This window comes from Gemmobacter denitrificans, from assembly GCF_036964905.1.
Lineage (GTDB): Bacteria > Pseudomonadota > Alphaproteobacteria > Rhodobacterales > Rhodobacteraceae > Gemmobacter > Gemmobacter denitrificans.
Genome location: NZ_JBALHR010000008.1, coordinates 22,333 through 42,178, shown reverse-complemented (window position 1 = coordinate 42,178; position 19,846 = coordinate 22,333). Strand labels below are relative to the sequence as shown.

Genomic DNA, 19,846 nt, shown 5'->3' with positions numbered 1-19,846 from the left:
CCCCTATGCCTCGACCCCTCGCCTTGAACGGAGCCTGCAGATGTCCATTCCCCAATCCGGTGGCGGCCTGATCGAACGGTTCGAACAGCTTGCCGAAATGATGGAGGCAGGCTGCAAGCCCAAGGATCGCTGGCGCATCGGCACCGAACATGAAAAGTTCGGCTTCCTCGAAGACAGCCATGCCCCCTTGCCCTATGAGGGTGCGGTGTCGATCAAGGCGCTGCTTGAGGGGCTGGCCGCGCGCTTCAACTGGCAACCGGTGCTGGAACAGGGAAAGATCATCGGTCTGACCCGCAATGGCGCCAATGTCTCGCTGGAGCCGGGCGGGCAGTTCGAGCTGTCGGGCGCGGCCTTGTCTGACATGAACCAGGTCGCAGCCGAATTGCAGACCCATCTGGATGAAGTGCGCGCCGTTACCGAAGGCTGGGGCGTGGGCTTTCTGGGCCTTGGGGCGGCGCCGGAATGGCAGCACGAAGAAATGCCGGTCATGCCCAAGGGCCGCTATCGGCTGATGACCGATTACATGGGGCGGGTCGGCACCCATGGCACGCAGATGATGTATCGCACCTGCACCACGCAGGTGAACCTCGATTACAGCTCTGAGGCTGACATGGTGCAGAAGCTGCGCGTGGCGCTGGCCCTGCAGCCGGTGGCGACGGCGCTCTTTGCCTCCAGCCCCTTCTTCGACGGCAAGCCCAATGGGCACCGCAGCTGGCGGTCGCGCATCTGGCGCGGTCTGGATGACAGCCGCACCGGCATGTTGCCCTTTGCCTTTGAACCGGGGATGGGGTTCCAGCGCTATGTGGACTGGGTTCTGGATGTGCCGATGTATTTCGTCTATCGCGACGGGCATTACATCAACGCGCTTGGCCAGAGCTTCCGCGATTTCCTGAAGGGCGAATTGCCCGCGCTGCCCGGCGAAAAACCCACGCTGAGCGATTGGGCCGATCACATGACCACCGTGTTCCCCGAGGCGCGGGTGAAGAAGTTCATCGAAATGCGCGGGGCCGATTGCGGCGATCAGGTGCATGTCAACGCGCTGCCGGCCTTCTGGGTCGGGCTGATGTATGACCAGACCGCGCTGGATGCAGCATGGGATCTGGTGAAGGGCTTCGATGCCGAAACGCGCGAAGGCTTGCGGGTCGCGGCCTCGGTCTCGGCGTTGAACGGGCAGGCCGGGGGGGTGAAGCTGGCCGATCTGGCACGCGCGGCGGTGGGCCTGTCGCATGCCGGTCTGGCGGCGCGCGGGCTTGGGGAAGAACGCTTCCTCAAGCCGCTGGTCGAAAATCTGGACAGCGGCACAGTGCAGGCGGATCGCTATCTGGCGGCCTATGAAGGCCCCTGGAAGCGCAGCCTGTCCCCGATCTACAGCGCGGCGCGGCTTGTCTGAGCCGCGTTACTTCTGGCCGATCTTTGGTTCCGTGCCGGCGCGCAGCCGCTGGATATTTGCGGAATGGCGCCAGAAGACCAGCAATGTCAGGATGATGCCCAGAAACAGCATCCGGCCCTGACCAAGCGCCAGCATCCAGAAGGTCGAACTGGCTGCCGCGACCAGCGCCGCCAGAGACGAGATGCGCCCAAGCGCCGCCGCAACCAGCCAGGTGGCGCAGCAGGCCAGACCGATGGGCCAGGACAGGGCAAGCAGCGTCCCAAGGAAGGTGGCCACGCCTTTGCCGCCCTTGAACCGCAGCCAGACCGGGAACAGATGCCCGAGGAACGAGGCCAGCGCCGCGACCTGTGCCGCATCCTCGCCCACCATCGCCCGGGCGATCAGCACGGCAATCCCGCCCTTGGCGGCATCAAGCACCAGTGTCGCCGCCGCCGCTGCCTTGTTGCCGGTGCGCAGCACATTGGTGGCCCCGATGTTGCCCGAACCGATCTGACGCAGATCGCCCAGACCCATGGCCCGGGTAATGACAATGCCAAACGGCACCGAGCCGAGCAGATAGGCCAGAAGCGCCACCAGCAGCAGCGTGGTCGGATCACTGGTCAAAGGGGCCAAGGGTCACTCTCCTGCCTGAAAGACGGCTGCGCCGCCGACATAGGTGGCCAGCACCTTACCTTCCATGCGCTGCCCGTCAAAGGGGGTGTTCTTCGATTTGGACCGCAGGGTGAAGCGGTCCAGCACAAAGGGCGCATCGGGATCGAACAGCACCAGATCGGCCGGGCTGCCGCCGGACAGCCGTCCCTGCGGCAGGCCCAGCCGCCGCGCCGGGTTCAGCGCCATCGCCCGCCAAAGCTGTGGCAGGCTCAGATGCCCGACATGATAGAGCCGCATCGCGGCGGGCAGCAGGGTTTGCAGCCCCACCGCGCCCGAGGCCGCCTCTTCGTAGGGCAGGCGCTTGCTTTCCTCATCCGCCGGGCTGTGCATTGAACAGATCATGTCGATCACCCCGTCGGCCACCGCCGCGACCATGGCCAGCCGATCCTCCTCGGATCGCAAAGGTGGGGTCAGCTTGAAGAAGGTGCGGTAATCGCCCACGTCGAGTTCATTCAGCGTCAGGTGATGGATCGAAATCCCGGCAGTGACATTCAGCCCGGCCGCGCGGGCGCGGTCCAGCGCGGGCAGGCTGCGGGCTGTGGTGATCTGATCGGCATGCCAGGCCACGCCCGTCATCTCGACCAGCGCCAGATCGCGTTCCAGCCCCATGCGTTCGGCCATCGGATGCACCCCGGGCAGGCCGCGCAGCGAGGCGAACTTGCCGCTGGTCACGGCGGCCCCTTTCGACAGGCCCGGGTCCTGCGGATGGCCGATCACCAGCGCGCCCAGACTGCGGGCATAGGTGAAGGCGCGCGACAGCGCCTTGGTGTCGCTGCCCACGGCATCGGCATCGGTAAAGGCGATGGCCCCGGCATCCAGCAGAAAGCCGATCTCGGTCATTTCGCGCCCCAGGCGGCCCTTGGTCAGCGCGGCCATGTGGCGGATGCGCACGGGGCTGGCCTCGGCGGCGCGACGGGTGACAAACTCCAGCAATTCCGGCGTGTCGATCACCGGCATCGTATCGGGGCGGGCTATGATCGTGGTCACGCCGCCCGCCGCCGCTGCCAGCCCGGCAGAGCGGAAACTCTCACGGTGCCGTTCGCCCGGCTCACCGATCTTCACCCCCAGATCGACCAGACCGGGGGCCAGACATTTGCCACCGCAATCGACGATCTGCGCGCCTTCGGGGGCCGGGGCGTCGCGGGCCACGATCAGGCCTGCATCGACCGTCAGGCTGCCCGGCGCATCGGTCAGGGTTTCGGGGCAGATCAGCCGGGCATTGGTAAAGTGCAGGGTCATGGCGGGCCATCCGGGGGCAGGGGCATCAGGGAAAAGCGCTGCGGCGGGCATCAGCCACCGAAGACGACGAACAGGGTGGTCAGAACGGCCAGAAACACCAGAACGGCCAATGCGACCATGCCGCCTTGGCGCATCTCGGCCTTGCTGGGCTTGCGGTCGGGATCGGGGGTCATGGCGCACCTCCTGCGGTGTTGCGCTGGATCTGGCGGATCAGCGCCAGAACCTCGGCGCCATCGTCCAGCCGGTGAAAGATCAGGGTTTCATCCGCCGTGCCGCGCGGTCCGGCCAATGCGCTGCGCAGGGTCAGGGTCATCGGGCTGCCATCGGCATCAACCAGAGTGGCCGGGGTGATCGTCATGCTGTGCCAGCGCGATCCGATCAGCGGCCATCGGGTTTCGATCAGGGCGCGGCGGTCGGTCAGTGCATAGCGTGACAGGCGCGCGGCGATGCGTGGCCCCCAGACCGGCACGACCGCCATCCGCAGCCCGAAGCCCAGAAAGGGCAGGCCCGCAAGCCACATGATCCCGCCGTCGCGCAGCGCGCGGTCCATCCAGAACAGCGCGAAGGCAATCATCGCCAGCCCGAACAGGATATTCGCCGGTTTGTCGATCCGGGGGCGCAGGCCCGGCAGGGCGCGACCTTCCCACAGCAGGGTTTCGCCGGGCAGCGGGGTCATGCGCGGGCCTCCTGCAGCCGGGCGATCACCGCCGGGGCATCGGGCAGGTATTTCAGCAGATGCTTGTCGCCCGCGCGGGTGATCACCAGCACGTCGCCAAACACTGTCTGCACCCGGTCGATGGAAGACAGCGGCACCACCTGACCGGCCGGGCCCAGCAGGCGGCGGTCGGTCAGGCGCCATGTGGCAGCCAGCGCCTCGGATGCCAGATACCAGCCGCGCACACCCACGCCCAGAAGTGCGGCCACCGGCCCGGTCCAGGGATAGGGATTGCCAAGCGCCAGCAGGATCGCCCCCGCCAGTGCTCCGAACAGCACGATCAGGATCAGAACCCGCCGCAGATAGGTGGTGCGGTCGGGCGCGAAGGTTGCGCGCAACTCCTCACCCTCGGCCAAAGGCGCCGGGCCGCGGATCAATCCGTCAGACATAGGCACCCACCGCGCGCGCGCCCCGTTCGGCGCGCAGGTTGCGGGCCAGCAGGTCCATGCAGGCCATGCGGACGGCCACGCCCATTTCCACCTGTTCCTGAATGACACTGCGATTGATGTCATCGGCGATCTCGCCGTCGATCTCCACGCCGCGGTTCATCGGGCCGGGATGCATCACGATGGCCTCGGGGGAGGCCACCGCCAGCTTCTCGGCATCAAGGCCGTAGCGGTGGTAATATTCCCGCTCGGACGGGATGAAACCGCCATCCATCCGCTCTTTCTGAAGGCGCAGCATCATCACCACATCGGCGCCCTTCAGCCCCTCGCGCATGTCGTCATAAACCTCGCAGCCGAATTCCGACACGCCCGAAGGCATCAGCGTTGGCGGGCCGATCAGCCGGATGCGGTTTTCCATCTTGCCCAGCAGGATCAGGTTCGACCGCGCCACCCGGCTATGCGCTATGTCGCCGCAGATCGCCACGGTCAGCCGTTGGATGCGGCCCTTGGCGCGGCGGATGGTCAGCGCATCCAGCAGCGCCTGAGTCGGGTGTTCATGCCGCCCGTCACCCGCATTCAGCACTGCGCAATTCACCTTGCTGGCCAACAGATTGACCGCGCCCGAATGGGGGTGCCGCACCACCAGCAGATCGGGGTGCATGGCATTCAGCGTCAGCGCCGTGTCGATCAGCGTTTCGCCCTTCTTTACGCTGGATTGCGCCACGCTCATGTTCATCACATCGGCGCCCAGCCGCTTGCCTGCCAGCTCAAAGCTGGCCTGGGTGCGGGTGGAGTTTTCGAAGAACATGTTGATCTGGGTCATGCCCGACAGCGCATCCGAACTTTTTATCGTGCGGCGGTTCAGATCGACATAGCGTTCGGCCAGATCCAGCACGGCACGGATCTCGTCCGGGGCCAGATGTTCGATGCCAAGCAGATGACGGGCACGGAATGACATGGGGGCCTCCCTCCTCGGCAGCGGTTGGCGCGTTATAGGCAGGGCGTGGGGGCGGATCAATCGGGCAATTCGGCACCGGTTGCTGTGCTGGTCTGTCGGGCCTAGTGTGGCCACCATGGGAATCGGGGCCGACATCCTGTCTGACTGGCATGCGGCGCATGCGGCACTTCTGTGGTTGCAGGAGCTGGGTGCGGTTGACCCGGTGGCCGATGAACCGGTGGATCGCTATGCATTGGCCGAGCCGGTGCGCGAAGTCCCTGCCACCGCGTCGCGCCGCGCGGCCGCCCCGCCGCCGCCCGAACCGGTGGCCGCGCCAAAGATCGATCCAGCGCAGGCCGCGCAGACTGCCGCCCGCCAAGCCATAACGCTGCAGGATCTGCACGCCGCCATCGCCGCCTTCCCGCATTGCGAATTGAAAAAGGGTGCGCGCAACACGGTCTTTGCCGATGGTCAGCAGGGCGCGCGGGTCATGCTGATCGGTGAGGCGCCGGGCCGCGACGAGGATATCGAAGGTCGCCCCTTTGTCGGCCGCGCGGGGCAATTGCTGGACCGGATGTTCGCTGCCATCGGATTGGGGCGCGAAAGCCCGGATCCGGGCTCGGCCCTTTACATCACCAATGTGATGCCATGGCGGCCGCCGTCGAACCGTGAACCCACGCCCGAGGAAATGGCGATGATGGTGCCCTTCCTGCAGCGCCATGTCGAACTGGCGGCACCCGATATGCTGGTGCTGATGGGCAATACCCCCTTGCAGGCGGTGCTGCGACAGCGGGGGATCACCCGGTTGCGCGGGCAGTGGCAGCAGGTCTGGGGTTTGCCGGTTCTGCCGATGCTGCATCCGGCCTATCTGTTGCGCCAGCCGCATCAGAAGCGCGAGGCCTGGGCCGATCTTCTGGCATTGCAGGCCCGGCTGAGGGGCTGAACCTGGGGTCAGATTGCCCCGTTCAAGCCATTCACCACCTGCATGACCCCCAACAACATACCGGTCAACGCCATGGCCCGGCCCGATACGGCCAGATCGGCGCCTCGCAGGGATCCGTGGATCATCAGGGCCACGCCCACGGGCAGGGCGACCAGAACAAGGATAATGTTCAGCACAGCCGCCGACCAGCGCAGCACTTCGGGGCTGTTTTCAGCCGTGGCCTCTGCCACCTCTTCCACGCGATAAAGATCGGCGCGCAATCCGGCCATCAGGCGCAGATCGGCATCTGCCGCCCGGTCCTGCGCCGAAACCGGCCGGTTGGGCAGGCGGGGGCGGGCAGCAGGTTGGGCTGCACTGGGGGAAACGCTGTCAAGCCCCGGAACATGCCGAACAAGGCGCGGGATGAGAAACTTGATAAGGCGTGATGAAACCGAAACCATGGTAATACTCCGTCACTGGGGACAAGGCGACCGGCGCTGTCCTTAACCGATGCTTAACCGGTTGAACCCGCCTAACGGTCGATGAAGGCGCAGGCGCGGAGGGAATGCGGCAAATTGTGGGCAATGAAAAAGGGCGCCCGAAGGCGCCCTTTTTGTAGATCGGAAGGTCCGATCAGCAGGAATAGTACATCGCATATTCCACCGGGTGGGGCGTATGCTCGTAGGCATAGACCTCTTCCCACTTCAGGCCGATATAGGCCTCCAGCTGTTCGCGGGTGAACACGTCACCAGCCAGCAGGAAGTCCATGTCCTTCTCCAGCTCTTCCAGCGCTTCGCGCAAGGAGCCGCAGACGGTCGGGATCGCGGCCAGTTCCTCGGGGGGCAGATCATACAGATCCTTGTCCGAAGCCGGGCCCGGATCAATCTTGTTCTTGATGCCGTCCAGGCCAGCCATCAGCAGGGCTGCGAAAGCCAGGTAGGGGTTCGCGGCCGGATCGGGGAAGCGGGCTTCCACGCGCTTGGCTTTCGGCGATTCGGTCCACGGAATACGGACGCAGCCCGAGCGGTTGCGGGCCGAATAGGCGCGCAGAACCGGCGCTTCAAAGCCCGGGATCAGGCGCTTGTAGCTGTTGGTCGAGGGGTTGGTCAGCGCGTTCAGGGCCTTGGCATGCTTCAGGATGCCGCCGATGAACCACAGGGCTTCCTGCGAAAGATCGGCATATTTGTCGCCTGCGAACAGCGGCTTGCCGTCTTTCCAGATCGACATGTTCACATGCATGCCCGACCCGTTGTCGCCCTTCATGGGCTTGGGCATGAAGGTCACGGTCTTGCCATAAGCATGCGCCACGTTGTGGATCACATACTTGTATTTCTGGATGTTGTCGGCCTGTTCGACCAGACCACCAAAGATCATGCCCAGCTCGTGCTGGCAGGTCGCCACTTCGTGGTGGTGCTTGTCAACCTTGATGCCCATGCGCTTCATGGTGGACAGCATCTCGCCACGCAGGTCCTGGGCTTCGTCCACCGGGTTCACCGGGAAGTAGCCGCCCTTGTAGCCCGCGCGATGCGCCAGGTTGCCGCCTTCGATGACGGTATCCATGTTCCAGGCTGCCGCTTCGGCGTCGATCTGATAGGACACCTTGTTCGGTGCAACCGAATAGCGCACGTCGTCAAAGATGAAGAATTCGGCTTCGGGGCCGAAATAGGCGGCATCGCCCACGCCCGAGGACTTCATGTAAGCCTCGGCCTTCTTGGCGATCTGACGCGGGCAGCGATCATAGGCCTCGCCGGTGTCCGGCTCGACCACGTCGCAATGCACGCACATGGTTTTCTCGGCATAGAACGGGTCGATATAGACCGAGGTCGCGTCGGGGATCAGTTTCATGTCCGACTGATCGATCGACTTCCAGCCCGCGATCGAGGAGCCGTCGAACATGAAGCCTTCTTCGAAGAAGTCCTCATCGACCAGATCCGCAACGATGGTCACGTGCTGGAGTTTGCCTTTCGGGTCGGTGAAGCGAACGTCAACGTATTCGACTTCCTCGTCCTTCATCAGTTTCAGAGCCTTCGCAATCGCGCTCATCATGCTGCCTTTCGGTTGGGGTTTCGGGGACGGGCCTTGCGGCCCGGTGTGGGGGGGACGGGCGGCCGGGGTGCGGGATGCGTCAGGCATCCATGCCCCTGGCAGCGGCCCGTCAGATTGCGTCGTCGCCGGTTTCGCCGGTGCGGATGCGGATCGCCTGTTCGACGGGGCTGACGAAGATCTTGCCATCGCCAATCTTGTCGGTGCGGGCGGCGGCGATGATCGCTTCGATTGCCGCATCGACCATGTCATCCGACAGGACGACCTCGATCTTCACCTTGGGCAGGAAATCCACCACATATTCTGCACCGCGATACAGTTCGGTATGGCCCTTCTGGCGACCAAAGCCCTTGACCTCGGTCACCGACAGGCCCTGGATGCCTGCTTCCTGCAGGGCTTCCTTCACCTCGTCGAGCTTGAAGGGCTTGATGATCGCCTCGATCTTCTTCATGGCCGTCTCCCTCGCAATCGCGTCTTGCAGGCCAGTGACCACTTCCCTGCCGTGGCGACAATTGGCTAGGCTGTGCAGCGCCGTGGTGGGGTTTCGAAAAATCGGCAACTGCACAATATTTGTGCAAAATGCTGCGTGCATGTGCGGGTTGTGAACGGAAAAGGGTCGAAAAGATGACAGAATTGCTGGCCGCTGCCCAAATGCGCGCCATTGAACAAGCGGCCATCGATTCCGGCGCTGTCACCGGGCTGGAGCTGATGGAGCGCGCCGGGCGGGGCGTGGTCGAGGCGATCTTCGAGGAATGGCCGGAGCTAAAGACAACCTCGCAACGGGCCGTGCTCCTCTGCGGTCCCGGCAACAATGGCGGCGACGGGTTCGTTGTGGCGCGGCTTTTGAAGGAGTGGGGCTGGGAGGTGGAGGTCTTCCTCCACGGAAACCCAGAGCGGCTGCCACCGGATGCGCGGGTAAATCATGAGCGGTGGGTGGGCATGGGGGAGGTGATGCCCTATGACGCATTCAAACCATTCAGTTACTCGCTTCGGTCCGGCTATGAAACACATTCAACTTTGATCATTGACGCGCTGTTTGGAACTGGATTGAGCCGCCTGATTGACGGCAAGCTTGCTCAGGACATGGCTGACCTTGCCAAGCTGGGTCTTGGGGGGCGGCCTGCCATCGTCTCGATTGATGTGCCAAGTGGCCTGTGCGCGGATAGCGGGCGCGGACTTGGCCAGATCATGCCGTCGGAACAAGTGGTGACGTTCCATCTTGCGAAGGTCGGTCACTACCTCGCAGAGGGGGCGGAAGCCGGCGTGATGCTTTCCGTAAAGGACATTGGCATAAGGGCACGCGGGCCGCGTCCGTTTCAGCGCGTGCAACTGGTACCATCCGATCCCATCATCCTCAGCTCGGGCTTGGACAAGTCTCAGACAGGCGACTATAGGGGCGCTCCGCACAAATACTCCCACGGCCACGCATTCATCCTGTCCGGCCCCTCTGGTCGCGGCGGGGCGGCGCGGCTGGCGGCGCGGGGGGCGCTCAGGATCGGGGCAGGGCTGGTGACCGTCGGTTGTCCGCCAGAGGCGCTGGCGGAACATGCGGCGCGACTGGATGCCATCATGCTGCGTGAGGTGCCCTCGGCTCCGGCTTTGGCCGATCTCTTGCAGGACCGGCGGATCAATGCGCTTTGCCTTGGTCCGGGCATGGGAACCGGGGACGGGCAGGCCGGACTGCTGGCCGCCGCGCTGAGGGCCCGTGCCGGGGAAGGGGCCGAACCGAGGCACCTCGTTCTTGATGCCGATGCGCTGACCCTGCTGGCACAGCGGCCCGATGTGATGGGGGCGCTGCACGGTGACTGCGTTCTGACACCCCATGGTGGAGAGTTTGCCCGGCTCTTTCCCGACATCGCCGAAAAACTGAACGCCCCTGCCAGCAAAGGCCCGGCCTATTCCAAGGTGGACGCCACGCGCGAGGCCGCCCGAAGGGCGGGCTGTGTGGTGCTGTTCAAGGGGCCGGATACGGTGATCGCCGATCCATCCGGGCGGTGCGCCATCAATTCCGCCCATTATGATCGCGCGGCCCCATGGCTGGCCACGGCCGGATCGGGCGATGTTCTGGCGGGCTTCATCACCGGGTTGCTGGCGCGCGGGTTCAGTGCCTTTGACGCGGCCTGCACTGCCGCCTGGCTGCATGTGGACTGCGCGCTGTCCTTCGGCCCCGGCCTGATCGCCGAAGACCTGCCGGAAGAATTGCCAAAGGTGTTTCGCAAGCTGGGGCTGTAACACGAAGGCCCGCGCCGGGGCGCGGGCCTTTGCTTTCTTCCATGAAAACCCGCTCAGGCGGTTTCAAGCGCCGGGGCAATGGCCAGTTCCAGCCCGCCCGCATAGATGACCACAGGGGCATCGAATTCCAGCAGGAACACCTTTGTCGGCCCCGTATTCTCGCGCCGGATATATTCGCCATCAATCAGACGGTCGGCCGCAATGATGGCCTGATCGCAGCCCTTCAGGGCACGGGCACGCCAGTCGCGCACCAGAATGCGCGTCGCAGCGCCCAGAACCATGTCATCGGCGGGTTGGTCCACCCCGATGGCCGAGGCGCAAACCCGCACCATCGGACCGGCACTTTCCTGCACCTTCACACCCAGCAGGCGCCGCGCGCCGTCACGGGTGATGATACGGTCGCCCGGGACCAGATGTTCCACCGGCAGCGCACCGGCCAGTGTCAGCACCGGGGTTCCTGCGGTCAGACAGGTTTGAATCGCATGGGCCGCAGCTGCAGTTGCGGCCAGAACCGGGGTCTCGAACGACATGGCGTTTACCTGTTGTTTTTGCTTCTGCTCTTTTTGTGGCAGAATATGGCAGGAATGCGCCCGACCCAAGGTGTTTTTGCGCAGCCTTCCCGGGTCTTGCTGGATTGCCAGCCGGACCGTGCATTCGATCCGCCCAAGCAAGGGGCGATGCCTGACCCACAGCTTCATTTTTCTTCTCGCATCCCGCGCGTGGCTTTGTTAGAAGGGCGCGGATTTTCGGGACGCGCGCGGCGCCTTCCCTCCGGGGCAGGGCTGTGCGCGTTTTGAAGAAAGCGGGTGTGGCGAAATTGGTAGACGCACCAGATTTAGGTTCTGGCGCCGCGAGGCGTGGGGGTTCAAGTCCCTCCACCCGCACCAGAGAGATGAGAAGGACGGAACACAGCATGCAGGTCACCGAGACCCTGAACGAAGGTCTGAAGCGCGGCTACACCATCACGGTGACCGCGGCCGAACTGGACGCGAAAGTCCAGCAGAAGCTGCTCGAGGCTCAGCCCGAGATCGAGATGAAAGGCTTCCGCAAGGGCAAGGTGCCGCTGGCCATGCTGCGCAAGCAGTTCGGCCCGCGCATCATGGGCGAAGCCATGCAGGACGCCATCGATGGCGCGATGAAGGACCATTTCGAAGCATCGGGCGACCGTCCGGCCCTGCAGCCCGAAGTGAAGATGGTGGGCGGCGAAGACTGGAAAGAAGGTCAGGACGTGACCGTCGAAATGACCTATGAGGCCCTGCCGCCGATCCCGGATGTCGATGCCAGCACCATCACGCTGGACCGTCTGGTCGTGAAGGCCGAAGCAGAAGCCGTCGAAGAGGCGCTGAAGAACCTGGCCGATACCGCCAAGGCCTTTGACGACCGCAAGAAGGGTGCCAAGGCCAAGGACGGCGATCAGGTGACCATCGATTTCGAAGGTTTCATTGACGGCGAAGCTTTCGAAGGCGGCAAGGGCGAAGGCTATCCGCTGGTTCTTGGGTCGGGTTCCTTCATTCCGGGCTTTGAAGACCAACTGGTCGGCGCCAAGGTTGATGACGAAGTCGAAGTGAAGGTTTCCTTCCCCGAAAGCTATGGCGCCAAGCATCTGGCAGGCAAGGAAGCCCTGTTCAAGTGCAAGGTCCATGCGGTGAAGGCCCCCAAGGCCGCCGAGATCGACGATGAACTGGCCAAGAAATTCGGCGCTGAATCGCTTGAAGCGCTGAAAGCCCAGATCGCCGAGCGTCTGGAAGCCGAATACAAGGGTGCTGCGCGCGCTGTTCTGAAGCGGTCGCTGCTGGATCAGCTGGATGCGCAGGTGAAGTTCGACCTGCCGCCCTCGCTGGTCGAAGCCGAGGCTGCGCAGATCGCGCATCAGCTCTGGCACGAGGAAAACCCCGAGGTTCACGACCACAACCACGGTTCCATCGAAACCACTGACGAGCACAAGAAGCTGGCCGAGCGCCGCGTGCGTCTGGGCCTCTTGCTCGCCGAAGTGGGCCGCAAGGCCGATGTGCAGGTGACGGATTCGGAAATGACCCAGGCCGTGCTGAATGCTGCCCGTCAATATCCGGGCCAGGAGCGTGCCTTCTTCGAATTCGTGCAGAAGAATGCCCAGATGCAGCAGCAACTGCGCGCGCCGATCTTTGAAGACAAGGTTGTCGATTTCATCGTGGCCGGTGCCAAGGTGACCGACAAGGACATCAGCAAGGACGACCTGCAGAAGGCCGTCGAGGCGCTGGACGAAATCTGATCGGATCATCCGATCAACGGGCTCAGGGGCTGCACCGCAGGGTGCGGCCCTTTTCCATTTCGGCATCAGGGTGTTTCCACCTTGACGCGAATGGCGGATTGCAAGAACGCGCAAAGCGCCGTTAGGTGGTTGCAGATTGGTTAAGGGGTGCCCGATGTCTGGATCATTGCTGCTGATGCTGGCCTTGTTTGGCCTTGGCTTTGCCGGATTGGGTGGATCATCATCAGATGATGATGGCGCGGGGCAGGGCGCAGGCAATGACACTCTGACCGGCAGCGATGCCGATGACAGCCTGTCGGGGCTTTCGGGCGATGATCTGCTGGATGGGGCAGGCGGCAATGATCTGCTGGAGGGCGGTGAGGGCCAGGACAGCCTGTCTGGCGGGCTTGGGCAGGATACGCTGCGCGGCGGGGCGGGCGATGATGCGCTGGCCTCGTGGCATCTGGATGAACTGGACGATTATGTCGGCCCTGCCACGGGTGTCGGCCCGTCGCATCTGTCAGGCGAAGAGGGTAAAGACTCGCTCTATGGCATGGTGGCTGGCGATAGCCTTTATGGCGGTGCGGGCGAAGATTTCCTCAATATTCTCGATACGGGGGTCTTGGCCGAAGGCGGCGATGATGATGATCAGATCACCGGAGGCCGCGATGACAGCGGCTATCTCGATGGTCTGATGGCCGAAGCAACGGTGCGGGGCGGTGAAGGGGACGATCTCATCCGGATATACGGGCCGGATGTCGATCTTTTTGGCGATGACGGCAATGACACGATCTTTGCGGGCGATGGGGATGGCAGCCAGATCGAGGGTGGGGCTGGCAACGATCTGCTCAGCTTCAGTGGCGATGGCGGCAGTGTCGGTCTGGATGGCGGCCTTGGGGACGACACAATCATCTCGCGATCAACCGGCGATGTGGCTGCTGTCGGGGATGGCAACCGCCTGACAGGGGGCGAAGGCAATGACCGGATCGAACAGTTTGACCGCGATGCCAGCACCCTGACCGGTGGCGCAGGGGCCGATACCCTGGCGATCTGGGATTTCGACTTCAGCGACCTTGACGCTTTTGATGATGAGTTTGATGGCTCGGTCTCGGCCCGCGCCATCACCATCGACGATTTCAACCCCGATGAGGATGTGTTGATCCTTGGCACTGCGGATGGGGCCCCGGCGTCGCTGCGCATCGAAATGGATACGGCGACCCGCACGGCCCGTATCTGGCTGGTTGATCCGGAATTCCAGCCAGACCCCGAATTTCCCGAAGACACGGCCCCTGAATACCTTGCGCTGCGCCTGACCAATATCGACGCCTTTGATGCGTCGATGATCCGGTTCGAAGCGGCGCCGGATTGAGGGCGATCAAGCGCTGGTGTCGGGGGCGGGTTCGGCCCGCAGGACATAAATCCCCGCGCCGATGATGACGGCAATGCCCAGCCAGCCAAGGGCATCGGGCAGATCGCCCCAGAACAGCCAGCCCCACAGGATGCCCCAGAAGGCAAAGGTGAATTCGAACGGCGCCACGACCGAGCTTTGCGCGATCCGGTAGGCGTGGGTCAGCAGCGTCAGCCCCACGGCAGCGATGACGCCGCATAGGCTCATCAACGCGAAATCGGCAAAGGCGGGCCAGACCCATGGCCGGATCAGAAAGGCGAGCGAGGGATGCACGCCTTCGGCCGCCGTGCCACGTCCCCAGATCAGCGCCAGCACCGCCGCACAGGCCAGAAAAGCCACATTGCCCCAGAAGGCCATGGCCGCCGCGCTGTCGCGCGTGCCCATCACCCGGGCCAGGATCATGCTGCCCGCATAGGCCGCGCCGCAGAACACGGGCAGCACCGCCGCCCAGTCGAACAGCGTCCCGCCGGGCCGCACCATCAGCAACACGCCGCCAAACCCGGCCAGCACCGCCAGCCAGCGCACCGGGCTGACCGTTTCCCGCAAGAAGACCACCGACATCACCACGATCAGCAGCGGCGCGGTGAAATACAGCGCCACGGTGGTCGCCATGGGCAGCGCGGCCAACGCCAGATAATAGGCAGTATAGGCGCTGAAATTCAGCAGGCCGCGCATCAGCATCAGCGGCCAGGTCGGGCTGACGAGCCCGGTAAGGCTGCCATCCATCCAGCGCACGATCAGCAGCAACATGGGAAAGGCGGTGACGCTGCGCAACAGCATGGCCTGATGCAGCGGATAGTCGCCCGAAATCAGCTTCAGGATCAGGTCCTGCACCGAAAACACCGCGATCCCGGCACTCAGGCACAGGATACCGGTCAGGGTCTGTTTCGGGGCTGGCATCCGGGGCTTCCTTCCATCGCGCAGGCCAAGGCTAGGGCCGTGATGGCCGGGCGGCTGTGCCAGAAGCGACGCGGGGTGCCGCGAAACGTGGGGCGCGAAATGACAAAGGCCCGGGGTTTCCCCCGGGCCTGTCTGAATGGGTCAGATGTGCAGATCAGTCCTTGGCGCGTTCGACATAGGACCGGTCTTCGGTGTTGATGATGATGCGGGTGCCCGGCCCGATATGTGGCGGCACCATGACGCGGATCCCGTTCGAACAGATCGCGGGCTTGTACGAGGACGAGGCCGTCTGGCCTTTGACCACGGGTTCGGTTTCGGTGATTTCCACAACCACCTTTTGCGGCAGTTCCAGAGCGATCGGCACGCCTTCGAACGTGCGCAGATAGACCTTGATGCCATCGGTCAGGAACACATTGTCATCGCCCACCACATCGGGGGTGGCGACGAGCTGTTCATAGGTGTTCGGCTCCATGAAATGGAAGCCTTCGCTGTCTTCATAGAGGAAGTCGTATTCGCGTTCGTCCACGGTGGCCTTTTCCACCATTTCGGTGGTGCGCCAGCGTTCTGCCACCTTCACGCCATCGGAAATGCGGCGCATGTCCACGCTGGTCGTCGGCGTACCTTTACCGGGATGGAAGTTTTCGGCCTTGAGAACGGCATACAACTTGCCGTCAAGTTCGACGACATTGCCTTTGCGCAGGCTGGAGGCGATGACTTTGACCACGGGACAATCCTTGTTTATGTCAGGCGGGCGCGATGCCACAGGGCCCGCGCGATTGCGCCGCTCTTAGCGCCATCTTGCCCCGATTTCCAGCCAAAAGAGGCGAAAATGACCCGATCAGCCCGGCTTGAATGGTGGAAACCCGCCGTGCATGAAGGCCGCAGACCCGCCCTTCTGGCCCGCAACCGGATTCTGGCCGGGCTGCGGCAGTGGCTGGCCGAGCATGACTTTCTGGAGGTAGACCCGGCCGCCCTTGCCCTGAGCCCCGGCAATGAGGCGCATCTGCACGGTTTTGCCACCACCCTGATCGGCAATGACGGGCAGGGGCAGCCGATGTATCTGCATACCTCGCCCGAATTTGCGATGAAGAAGCTGCTGGCCGCAGGCGAAACCCGGATTGCCAGCTTTGCCCATGTCTGGCGCAACCGCGAAAGGGGGCCGCGCCACAGCCCCGAATTCACCATGCTGGAATGGTATCGCGTGGGCGAGGACTATACGGTTCTGATGCAGGATTGCATGGAATTCATGCAATTGGCCGCGACGGCGGCGGGCAGCGGCCTGTTTTGTTGGGATGGGGCAACCTGCGATCCCTTCGCCGCGCCTGAACGGCTGTCGGTGGCCGAGGCCTTCAGCCGATATGCGGGCATCGACCTGCTGGCCACGCTGGATGCAGAGGGCGAACCCGATACGGCACGACTGGCCGCTGCAGTCGATGCGGCGGGCCTGCGCCGCGCCACTGACGACACATGGTCGGATCTGTTCAGCCGGGTCTTGTCAGAGCGGGTGGAACCGCATCTGGGCCAGGGTCGCGCCACCATCCTGGATCGCTATCCCGCGGCCGAGGCGGCCTTGGCCCGCCGCGCACCCGACGATCCGCGCGTGTCGGAACGGTTTGAACTTTATGCCTGCGGGGTGGAACTGGCGAATGGATTTGGCGAACTGACCAACCCGGTCGAACAGCGCCGCCGGTTCGAACTGGAAATGGCCGAGAAGCAGCGCGTCTATGGCGAAACCTATCCGCTGGACGAGGATTTTCTGGAGGCCCTTGCCCTGATGCCCCCTGCCAGCGGGATTGCCCTGGGCTTTGACCGTCTGGTGATGCTGGCCACCCATGCCCCACGCATCGACGATGTGATCTGGACCCCGCTGCCCTGATCCGGCAAACTGGGCGCGCATGTGAATTTGATCAAATTCTTGCGTGTCCGGGGGAAACCCCTTACTCTGGCGGCAAGGCGGGCGAATCCGGTGACCGGACCTGCCACCCAGATCGCGAGGCCAAGATGAACAAGATCACCAATCACCTGCCCACGGCAGAGCTGCAGGCGCTGGACGCGGCGCATCACATGCACCCCTTCACTTCGGACGGGGCGCTGGCCAAGCGCGGCGTGCGGGTCATCACCGGTGCCAAGGGCGTCTGGCTGAACGACAGCGAAGGCCACCGGATCATCGATGGCATGGCGGGCCTGTGGTGCGTGAATGTGGGCTATGGCCGGCACGAACTGGCACAGGCTGCCGCGCGCCAGATGGAAGAACTGAGCTATTACAACACCTTCTTCATGACGACCCATGTTCCGGCCATCGCGCTGGCGGCCAAGCTGGCCGAACTGGCACCGGGCGATCTGAACCATGTGTTCTTCGCCTCGTCCGGGTCCGAGGCGAATGACACCAATATCCGCCTTGTGCGCCGCTATTGGGATGTGAAGGGCCAGCCGGGCAAGCGCACCATCATCGCGCGCCGCAACGGCTATCACGGGTCCACCATGGGTGGTGGCAGCCTGGGCGGCATGGCCCCGATCCATGCCACCGGCGGCATCATCGACGGCATCGTGCATATCGGCCAGCCGCATTGGTGGGCCGAAGGCGGTGAGATGACGCCCGAGGAATTCGGTCTGGCCCGCGCGCAGGAGCTTGAGGCGAAGATCCTTGAACTGGGCGTTGAAAATGTCGCGGCCTTTATCGGCGAACCGATCCAGGGCGCAGGCGGCGTGATCGTGCCCCCCAGCACCTATTGGCCGGAAATCCAGCGCATTTGCGACAAGTATGGTATCCTGCTGATCGTGGACGAGGTGATCACCGGCTTCGGGCGCACCGGCAACTGGTTCGGCAGCCAGACCATGGGGATCAAGCCACATATCATGACCATCGCCAAGGGCCTGTCTTCGGGCTATCAGCCGATCGGCGGATCGATCGTCTGCGACGAGATTGCCCATGTCGTCGGCAATGCCGATGACGATTTCAACCACGGCTATACCTATTCGGGGCATCCGGTGGCGGCGGCAGTGGCGCTGGAAAACCTGCGCATCATCGAGGAAGAAAAGATCGTCGATCATGTGCGCGATGTGGCCCATCCCTATCTGGCCGAACGCTGGCACGCGCTGGCCGATCATCCGATGGTGGGCGACACCAAGCTGGTGGGCCTGATGGGTAGCCTGCAACTGACCCCGAACAAGGAAAAGCGCGCCAAGTTCGCGGCCAAGCCCGGCACGGTGGGCCTGAAGACCCGCGAACGGTGCTTCAAGAACAATCTGGTGATGCGCCATGTCTATGACCGCATGATCATCAGCCCGCCGCTGGTCATCACGACCGCCGAGATCGACGAACTGATCGCCCGGGCCAAGCTGTCGCTGGATGAGGCCTACAAGATCGTCAAGGACGAGGGGCTTTTCGTCGAGGCCTGATCCTGCGGCGCGGCGATTCGCGCCGAAAAGAACATCTGATCCGGGCGCCAATCTGGCGCCCGTTTCCTTTTTATTCGACTGAGTGTTGAAATTTATCGTTCTTTCCTAGCTCGCCATGAAGAAAAAGTAACAAGATCGTAACGGATTTGTTGCGCCACCGGTTTTTCCGCGCTTAGATCGCCTCTGGGTGCAGTTGCATGAAACTGTCACACAGGAAGAATAAGACGCGAAGGTCACGAACCGGGCCCGCGTGCCCAAGGGAGATGAAGATGACGCTGAAGAAAACCACCGCAGGGGTGATGGTTGCGGCGCTGCTGGCCTCGACCGGCATGGTGAGCGCGCAGTCGCTGGCCGAGATCGAAGCCGCCGCCAAGGCCGAAGGTATGCTGACCACCATCGCGCTGCCGCACAGCTGGTGCAACTACGGCGGCGTGATTGCCGGCTTCAAGGCCAAGTACCCGGAAATCACCGTGAACGAGCTGAACCCCGATGCAGGGTCGGCCGATGAGGTGGAGGCCATCAAGGCCAACAAGGACAACAAGGGCCCGCAGGCCCCCGACGTCGTGGACGTGGGTCTGGCTTTCGGCCCGTCGATGAAGGAAGAGGGCCTGCTGCAGCCCTACAAGGTTTCGACCTGGGACGAGATTCCGGACAGCGTCAAGGATGCCGAAGGCTACTGGTATGGCGACTATTATGGCGTCATGTCTTTCATCGTGAACAAGGATCTGGTCGCCAACACCCCGGCGGACTGGTCTGATCTGCTGAAGCCCGAATATGCGGGTCAGGTTGCTCTGGCAGGCGATCCGCGCGCCTCGAACCAGGCGATCCTGGGTGTTCTGGCGGCTGGCCTGTCGAAGGGCGCTGCTGCCGGTGAAGCCGCTGGCAAGGCCGGTCTGGATTACTTCGCCGAACTGAACAAGGCCGGCAACTTTGTTCCGGTCATCGCCAAGGCCGGCACCATCGCGCAGGGCGCGACGCCGATCGCCATCGCATGGGACTATAACGCCCTGTCCTGGGCCGATGAACTGGCTGGTAACCCGCCGGTCGAGGTGGTCGTGCCCAAGTCCGGCGTTCTGGCCGGTGTCTACGTTCAGGGCATCAGCGCCTATGCGCCGCACCCGAATGCCGCAAAGCTGTGGATGGAATACCTGTATTCGGATGAAGGCCAGAATCTCTGGCTCAAGGGTTACTGCCACCCGGCGCGCTTCAACGCGATGGCCGCTGCAGGCAAGCTCGATGCTGAAGCCATGGCCAAGCTGCCCCCGGCAGAAGCCTATGAGGCCGCCTACTTCCCGACGCTGGACGAAGTGAACGCCAACAAGACCGCCGTCACCGGCGGCTGGGATGCTGTTGTCGGCGCCAACGTCCAGTAACCGGATCTCCGGCTGACATCCGCC

Annotated in this window: 20 protein-coding genes and 1 tRNA gene; 9 read left to right on the top strand and 12 right to left on the bottom strand. The window is 63.6% G+C overall.

What is annotated here, in order from left to right; genetic code table 11:
• The first annotated feature begins 40 nt into the window (after positions 1 to 40).
• Entirely contained in the window at positions 41 to 1,390 is a 1,350-nt protein-coding gene (locus V6590_RS13335) for a glutamate--cysteine ligase (protein ID WP_335423882.1), read from the top strand.
• 6 nt (positions 1,391 to 1,396) lie between these two features.
• Here the strand turns inward: V6590_RS13335 and plsY are convergent, their stop codons facing one another.
• Genes plsY through V6590_RS13305 form a run of 6 tightly spaced genes read right to left on the bottom strand, consistent with a single transcriptional unit; the run spans position 1,397 to position 5,339 of the window.
• On the bottom strand, positions 1,397 to 2,002 hold the full coding sequence (gene plsY, locus V6590_RS13330) for a glycerol-3-phosphate 1-O-acyltransferase PlsY (protein WP_335423880.1): 606 nt from the start codon (positions 2,000 to 2,002) through the stop codon (positions 1,397 to 1,399).
• A 3-nt stretch (positions 2,003 to 2,005) separates the two neighbouring features.
• The gene (pyrC, locus tag V6590_RS13325) at positions 2,006 to 3,280 is read right to left on the bottom strand and encodes a dihydroorotase (RefSeq protein WP_335423877.1); all 1,275 of its coding nucleotides are present in this window, start codon (positions 3,278 to 3,280) and stop codon (positions 2,006 to 2,008) included.
• A 50-nt stretch (positions 3,281 to 3,330) separates the two neighbouring features.
• Positions 3,331 to 3,453, bottom strand: coding sequence for a hypothetical protein (locus V6590_RS13320; protein ID WP_335423876.1), 123 nt, complete (start codon positions 3,451 to 3,453; stop codon positions 3,331 to 3,333).
• A complete protein-coding gene (locus V6590_RS13315) occupies positions 3,450 to 3,956 on the bottom strand; it encodes a hypothetical protein (protein ID WP_335423874.1) in 507 nt (168 codons plus the stop codon). Before V6590_RS13315 ends, V6590_RS13320 begins: the two co-directional genes overlap by 4 nt.
• On the bottom strand, positions 3,953 to 4,384 hold the full coding sequence (locus V6590_RS13310; protein ID WP_335423872.1) for a hypothetical protein: 432 nt from the start codon (positions 4,382 to 4,384) through the stop codon (positions 3,953 to 3,955). Before V6590_RS13310 ends, V6590_RS13315 begins: the two co-directional genes overlap by 4 nt.
• Positions 4,377 to 5,339 carry an aspartate carbamoyltransferase catalytic subunit gene (locus V6590_RS13305; RefSeq protein ID WP_335423870.1) on the bottom strand — a complete coding sequence of 321 codons (963 nt, stop codon included), beginning with the start codon at positions 5,337 to 5,339 and terminating at the stop codon, positions 4,377 to 4,379. The genes V6590_RS13310 and V6590_RS13305 overlap by 8 nt, the downstream gene beginning before the upstream one ends.
• Positions 5,340 to 5,454: 115 nt before the next feature.
• Between V6590_RS13305 and V6590_RS13300 the strand changes: the two genes are divergently transcribed.
• A complete protein-coding gene (locus V6590_RS13300) occupies positions 5,455 to 6,261 on the top strand; it encodes a uracil-DNA glycosylase (RefSeq protein ID WP_335424134.1) in 807 nt (268 codons plus the stop codon).
• An 8-nt stretch (positions 6,262 to 6,269) separates the two neighbouring features.
• Here V6590_RS13300 and V6590_RS13295 read toward each other — a convergent pair whose 3' ends face one another.
• The 3 genes from V6590_RS13295 to V6590_RS13285 form a co-directional block, all read right to left on the bottom strand.
• Entirely contained in the window at positions 6,270 to 6,701 is a 432-nt protein-coding gene (locus tag V6590_RS13295; RefSeq protein ID WP_335423867.1) for a hypothetical protein, read from the bottom strand.
• 172 nt (positions 6,702 to 6,873) lie between these two features.
• Entirely contained in the window at positions 6,874 to 8,283 is a 1,410-nt protein-coding gene (gene glnA, locus V6590_RS13290; protein ID WP_335423865.1) for a type I glutamate--ammonia ligase, read from the bottom strand.
• Positions 8,284 to 8,395: 112 nt separating this feature from the next.
• Positions 8,396 to 8,734, bottom strand: coding sequence for a P-II family nitrogen regulator (locus V6590_RS13285; protein WP_291239295.1), 339 nt, complete (start codon positions 8,732 to 8,734; stop codon positions 8,396 to 8,398).
• A gap of 173 nt (positions 8,735 to 8,907) precedes the next feature.
• Between V6590_RS13285 and V6590_RS13280 the strand changes: the two genes are divergently transcribed.
• The gene (locus V6590_RS13280) at positions 8,908 to 10,515 is read left to right on the top strand and encodes an NAD(P)H-hydrate dehydratase (RefSeq protein ID WP_335423861.1); all 1,608 of its coding nucleotides are present in this window, start codon (positions 8,908 to 8,910) and stop codon (positions 10,513 to 10,515) included.
• 53 nt (positions 10,516 to 10,568) lie between these two features.
• Here the strand turns inward: V6590_RS13280 and V6590_RS13275 are convergent, their stop codons facing one another.
• Positions 10,569 to 11,045 carry a Hint domain-containing protein gene (locus V6590_RS13275; protein ID WP_335423860.1) on the bottom strand — a complete coding sequence of 159 codons (477 nt, stop codon included), beginning with the start codon at positions 11,043 to 11,045 and terminating at the stop codon, positions 10,569 to 10,571.
• A gap of 272 nt (positions 11,046 to 11,317) precedes the next feature.
• On the opposite strand from V6590_RS13275, the gene V6590_RS13270 reads away from it, so the two are divergent.
• The 3 genes from V6590_RS13270 to V6590_RS13260 all read left to right on the top strand — a co-directional run bounded on the left by V6590_RS13270 (position 11,318) and on the right by V6590_RS13260 (position 14,111).
• Positions 11,318 to 11,402: transfer RNA gene (locus V6590_RS13270), tRNA-Leu, on the top strand.
• Positions 11,403 to 11,428: 26 nt separating this feature from the next.
• A complete protein-coding gene (gene tig / locus V6590_RS13265) occupies positions 11,429 to 12,763 on the top strand; it encodes a trigger factor (protein WP_335423858.1) in 1,335 nt (444 codons plus the stop codon).
• A 154-nt stretch (positions 12,764 to 12,917) separates the two neighbouring features.
• On the top strand, positions 12,918 to 14,111 hold the full coding sequence (locus V6590_RS13260) for a calcium-binding protein (protein WP_335423855.1): 1,194 nt from the start codon (positions 12,918 to 12,920) through the stop codon (positions 14,109 to 14,111).
• A gap of 6 nt (positions 14,112 to 14,117) precedes the next feature.
• Here the strand turns inward: V6590_RS13260 and V6590_RS13255 are convergent, their stop codons facing one another.
• Positions 14,118 to 15,050, bottom strand: a complete 933-nt coding sequence (locus V6590_RS13255) for a DMT family transporter (RefSeq protein WP_335423853.1) — start codon at positions 15,048 to 15,050, stop codon at positions 14,118 to 14,120.
• Positions 15,051 to 15,204: 154 nt separating this feature from the next.
• Positions 15,205 to 15,774, bottom strand: coding sequence for an elongation factor P (efp, locus tag V6590_RS13250; RefSeq protein ID WP_335423851.1), 570 nt, complete (start codon positions 15,772 to 15,774; stop codon positions 15,205 to 15,207).
• 105 nt (positions 15,775 to 15,879) lie between these two features.
• On the opposite strand from efp, the gene epmA reads away from it, so the two are divergent.
• The 3 genes from epmA (at position 15,880) to V6590_RS13235 (ending at position 19,822) form a co-directional block, all read left to right on the top strand.
• Complete coding sequence (gene epmA, locus V6590_RS13245) at positions 15,880 to 16,926, top strand: EF-P lysine aminoacylase EpmA (RefSeq protein WP_335423849.1); 1,047 nt, start codon at positions 15,880 to 15,882, stop codon at positions 16,924 to 16,926.
• Positions 16,927 to 17,051: 125 nt separating this feature from the next.
• Positions 17,052 to 18,449 carry an aspartate aminotransferase family protein gene (locus V6590_RS13240; RefSeq protein ID WP_335423847.1) on the top strand — a complete coding sequence of 466 codons (1,398 nt, stop codon included), beginning with the start codon at positions 17,052 to 17,054 and terminating at the stop codon, positions 18,447 to 18,449.
• Positions 18,450 to 18,718: 269 nt separating this feature from the next.
• Positions 18,719 to 19,822 carry an ABC transporter substrate-binding protein gene (locus V6590_RS13235; protein WP_335423845.1) on the top strand — a complete coding sequence of 368 codons (1,104 nt, stop codon included), beginning with the start codon at positions 18,719 to 18,721 and terminating at the stop codon, positions 19,820 to 19,822.
• Positions 19,823 to 19,846: the final 24 nt, after the last annotated feature.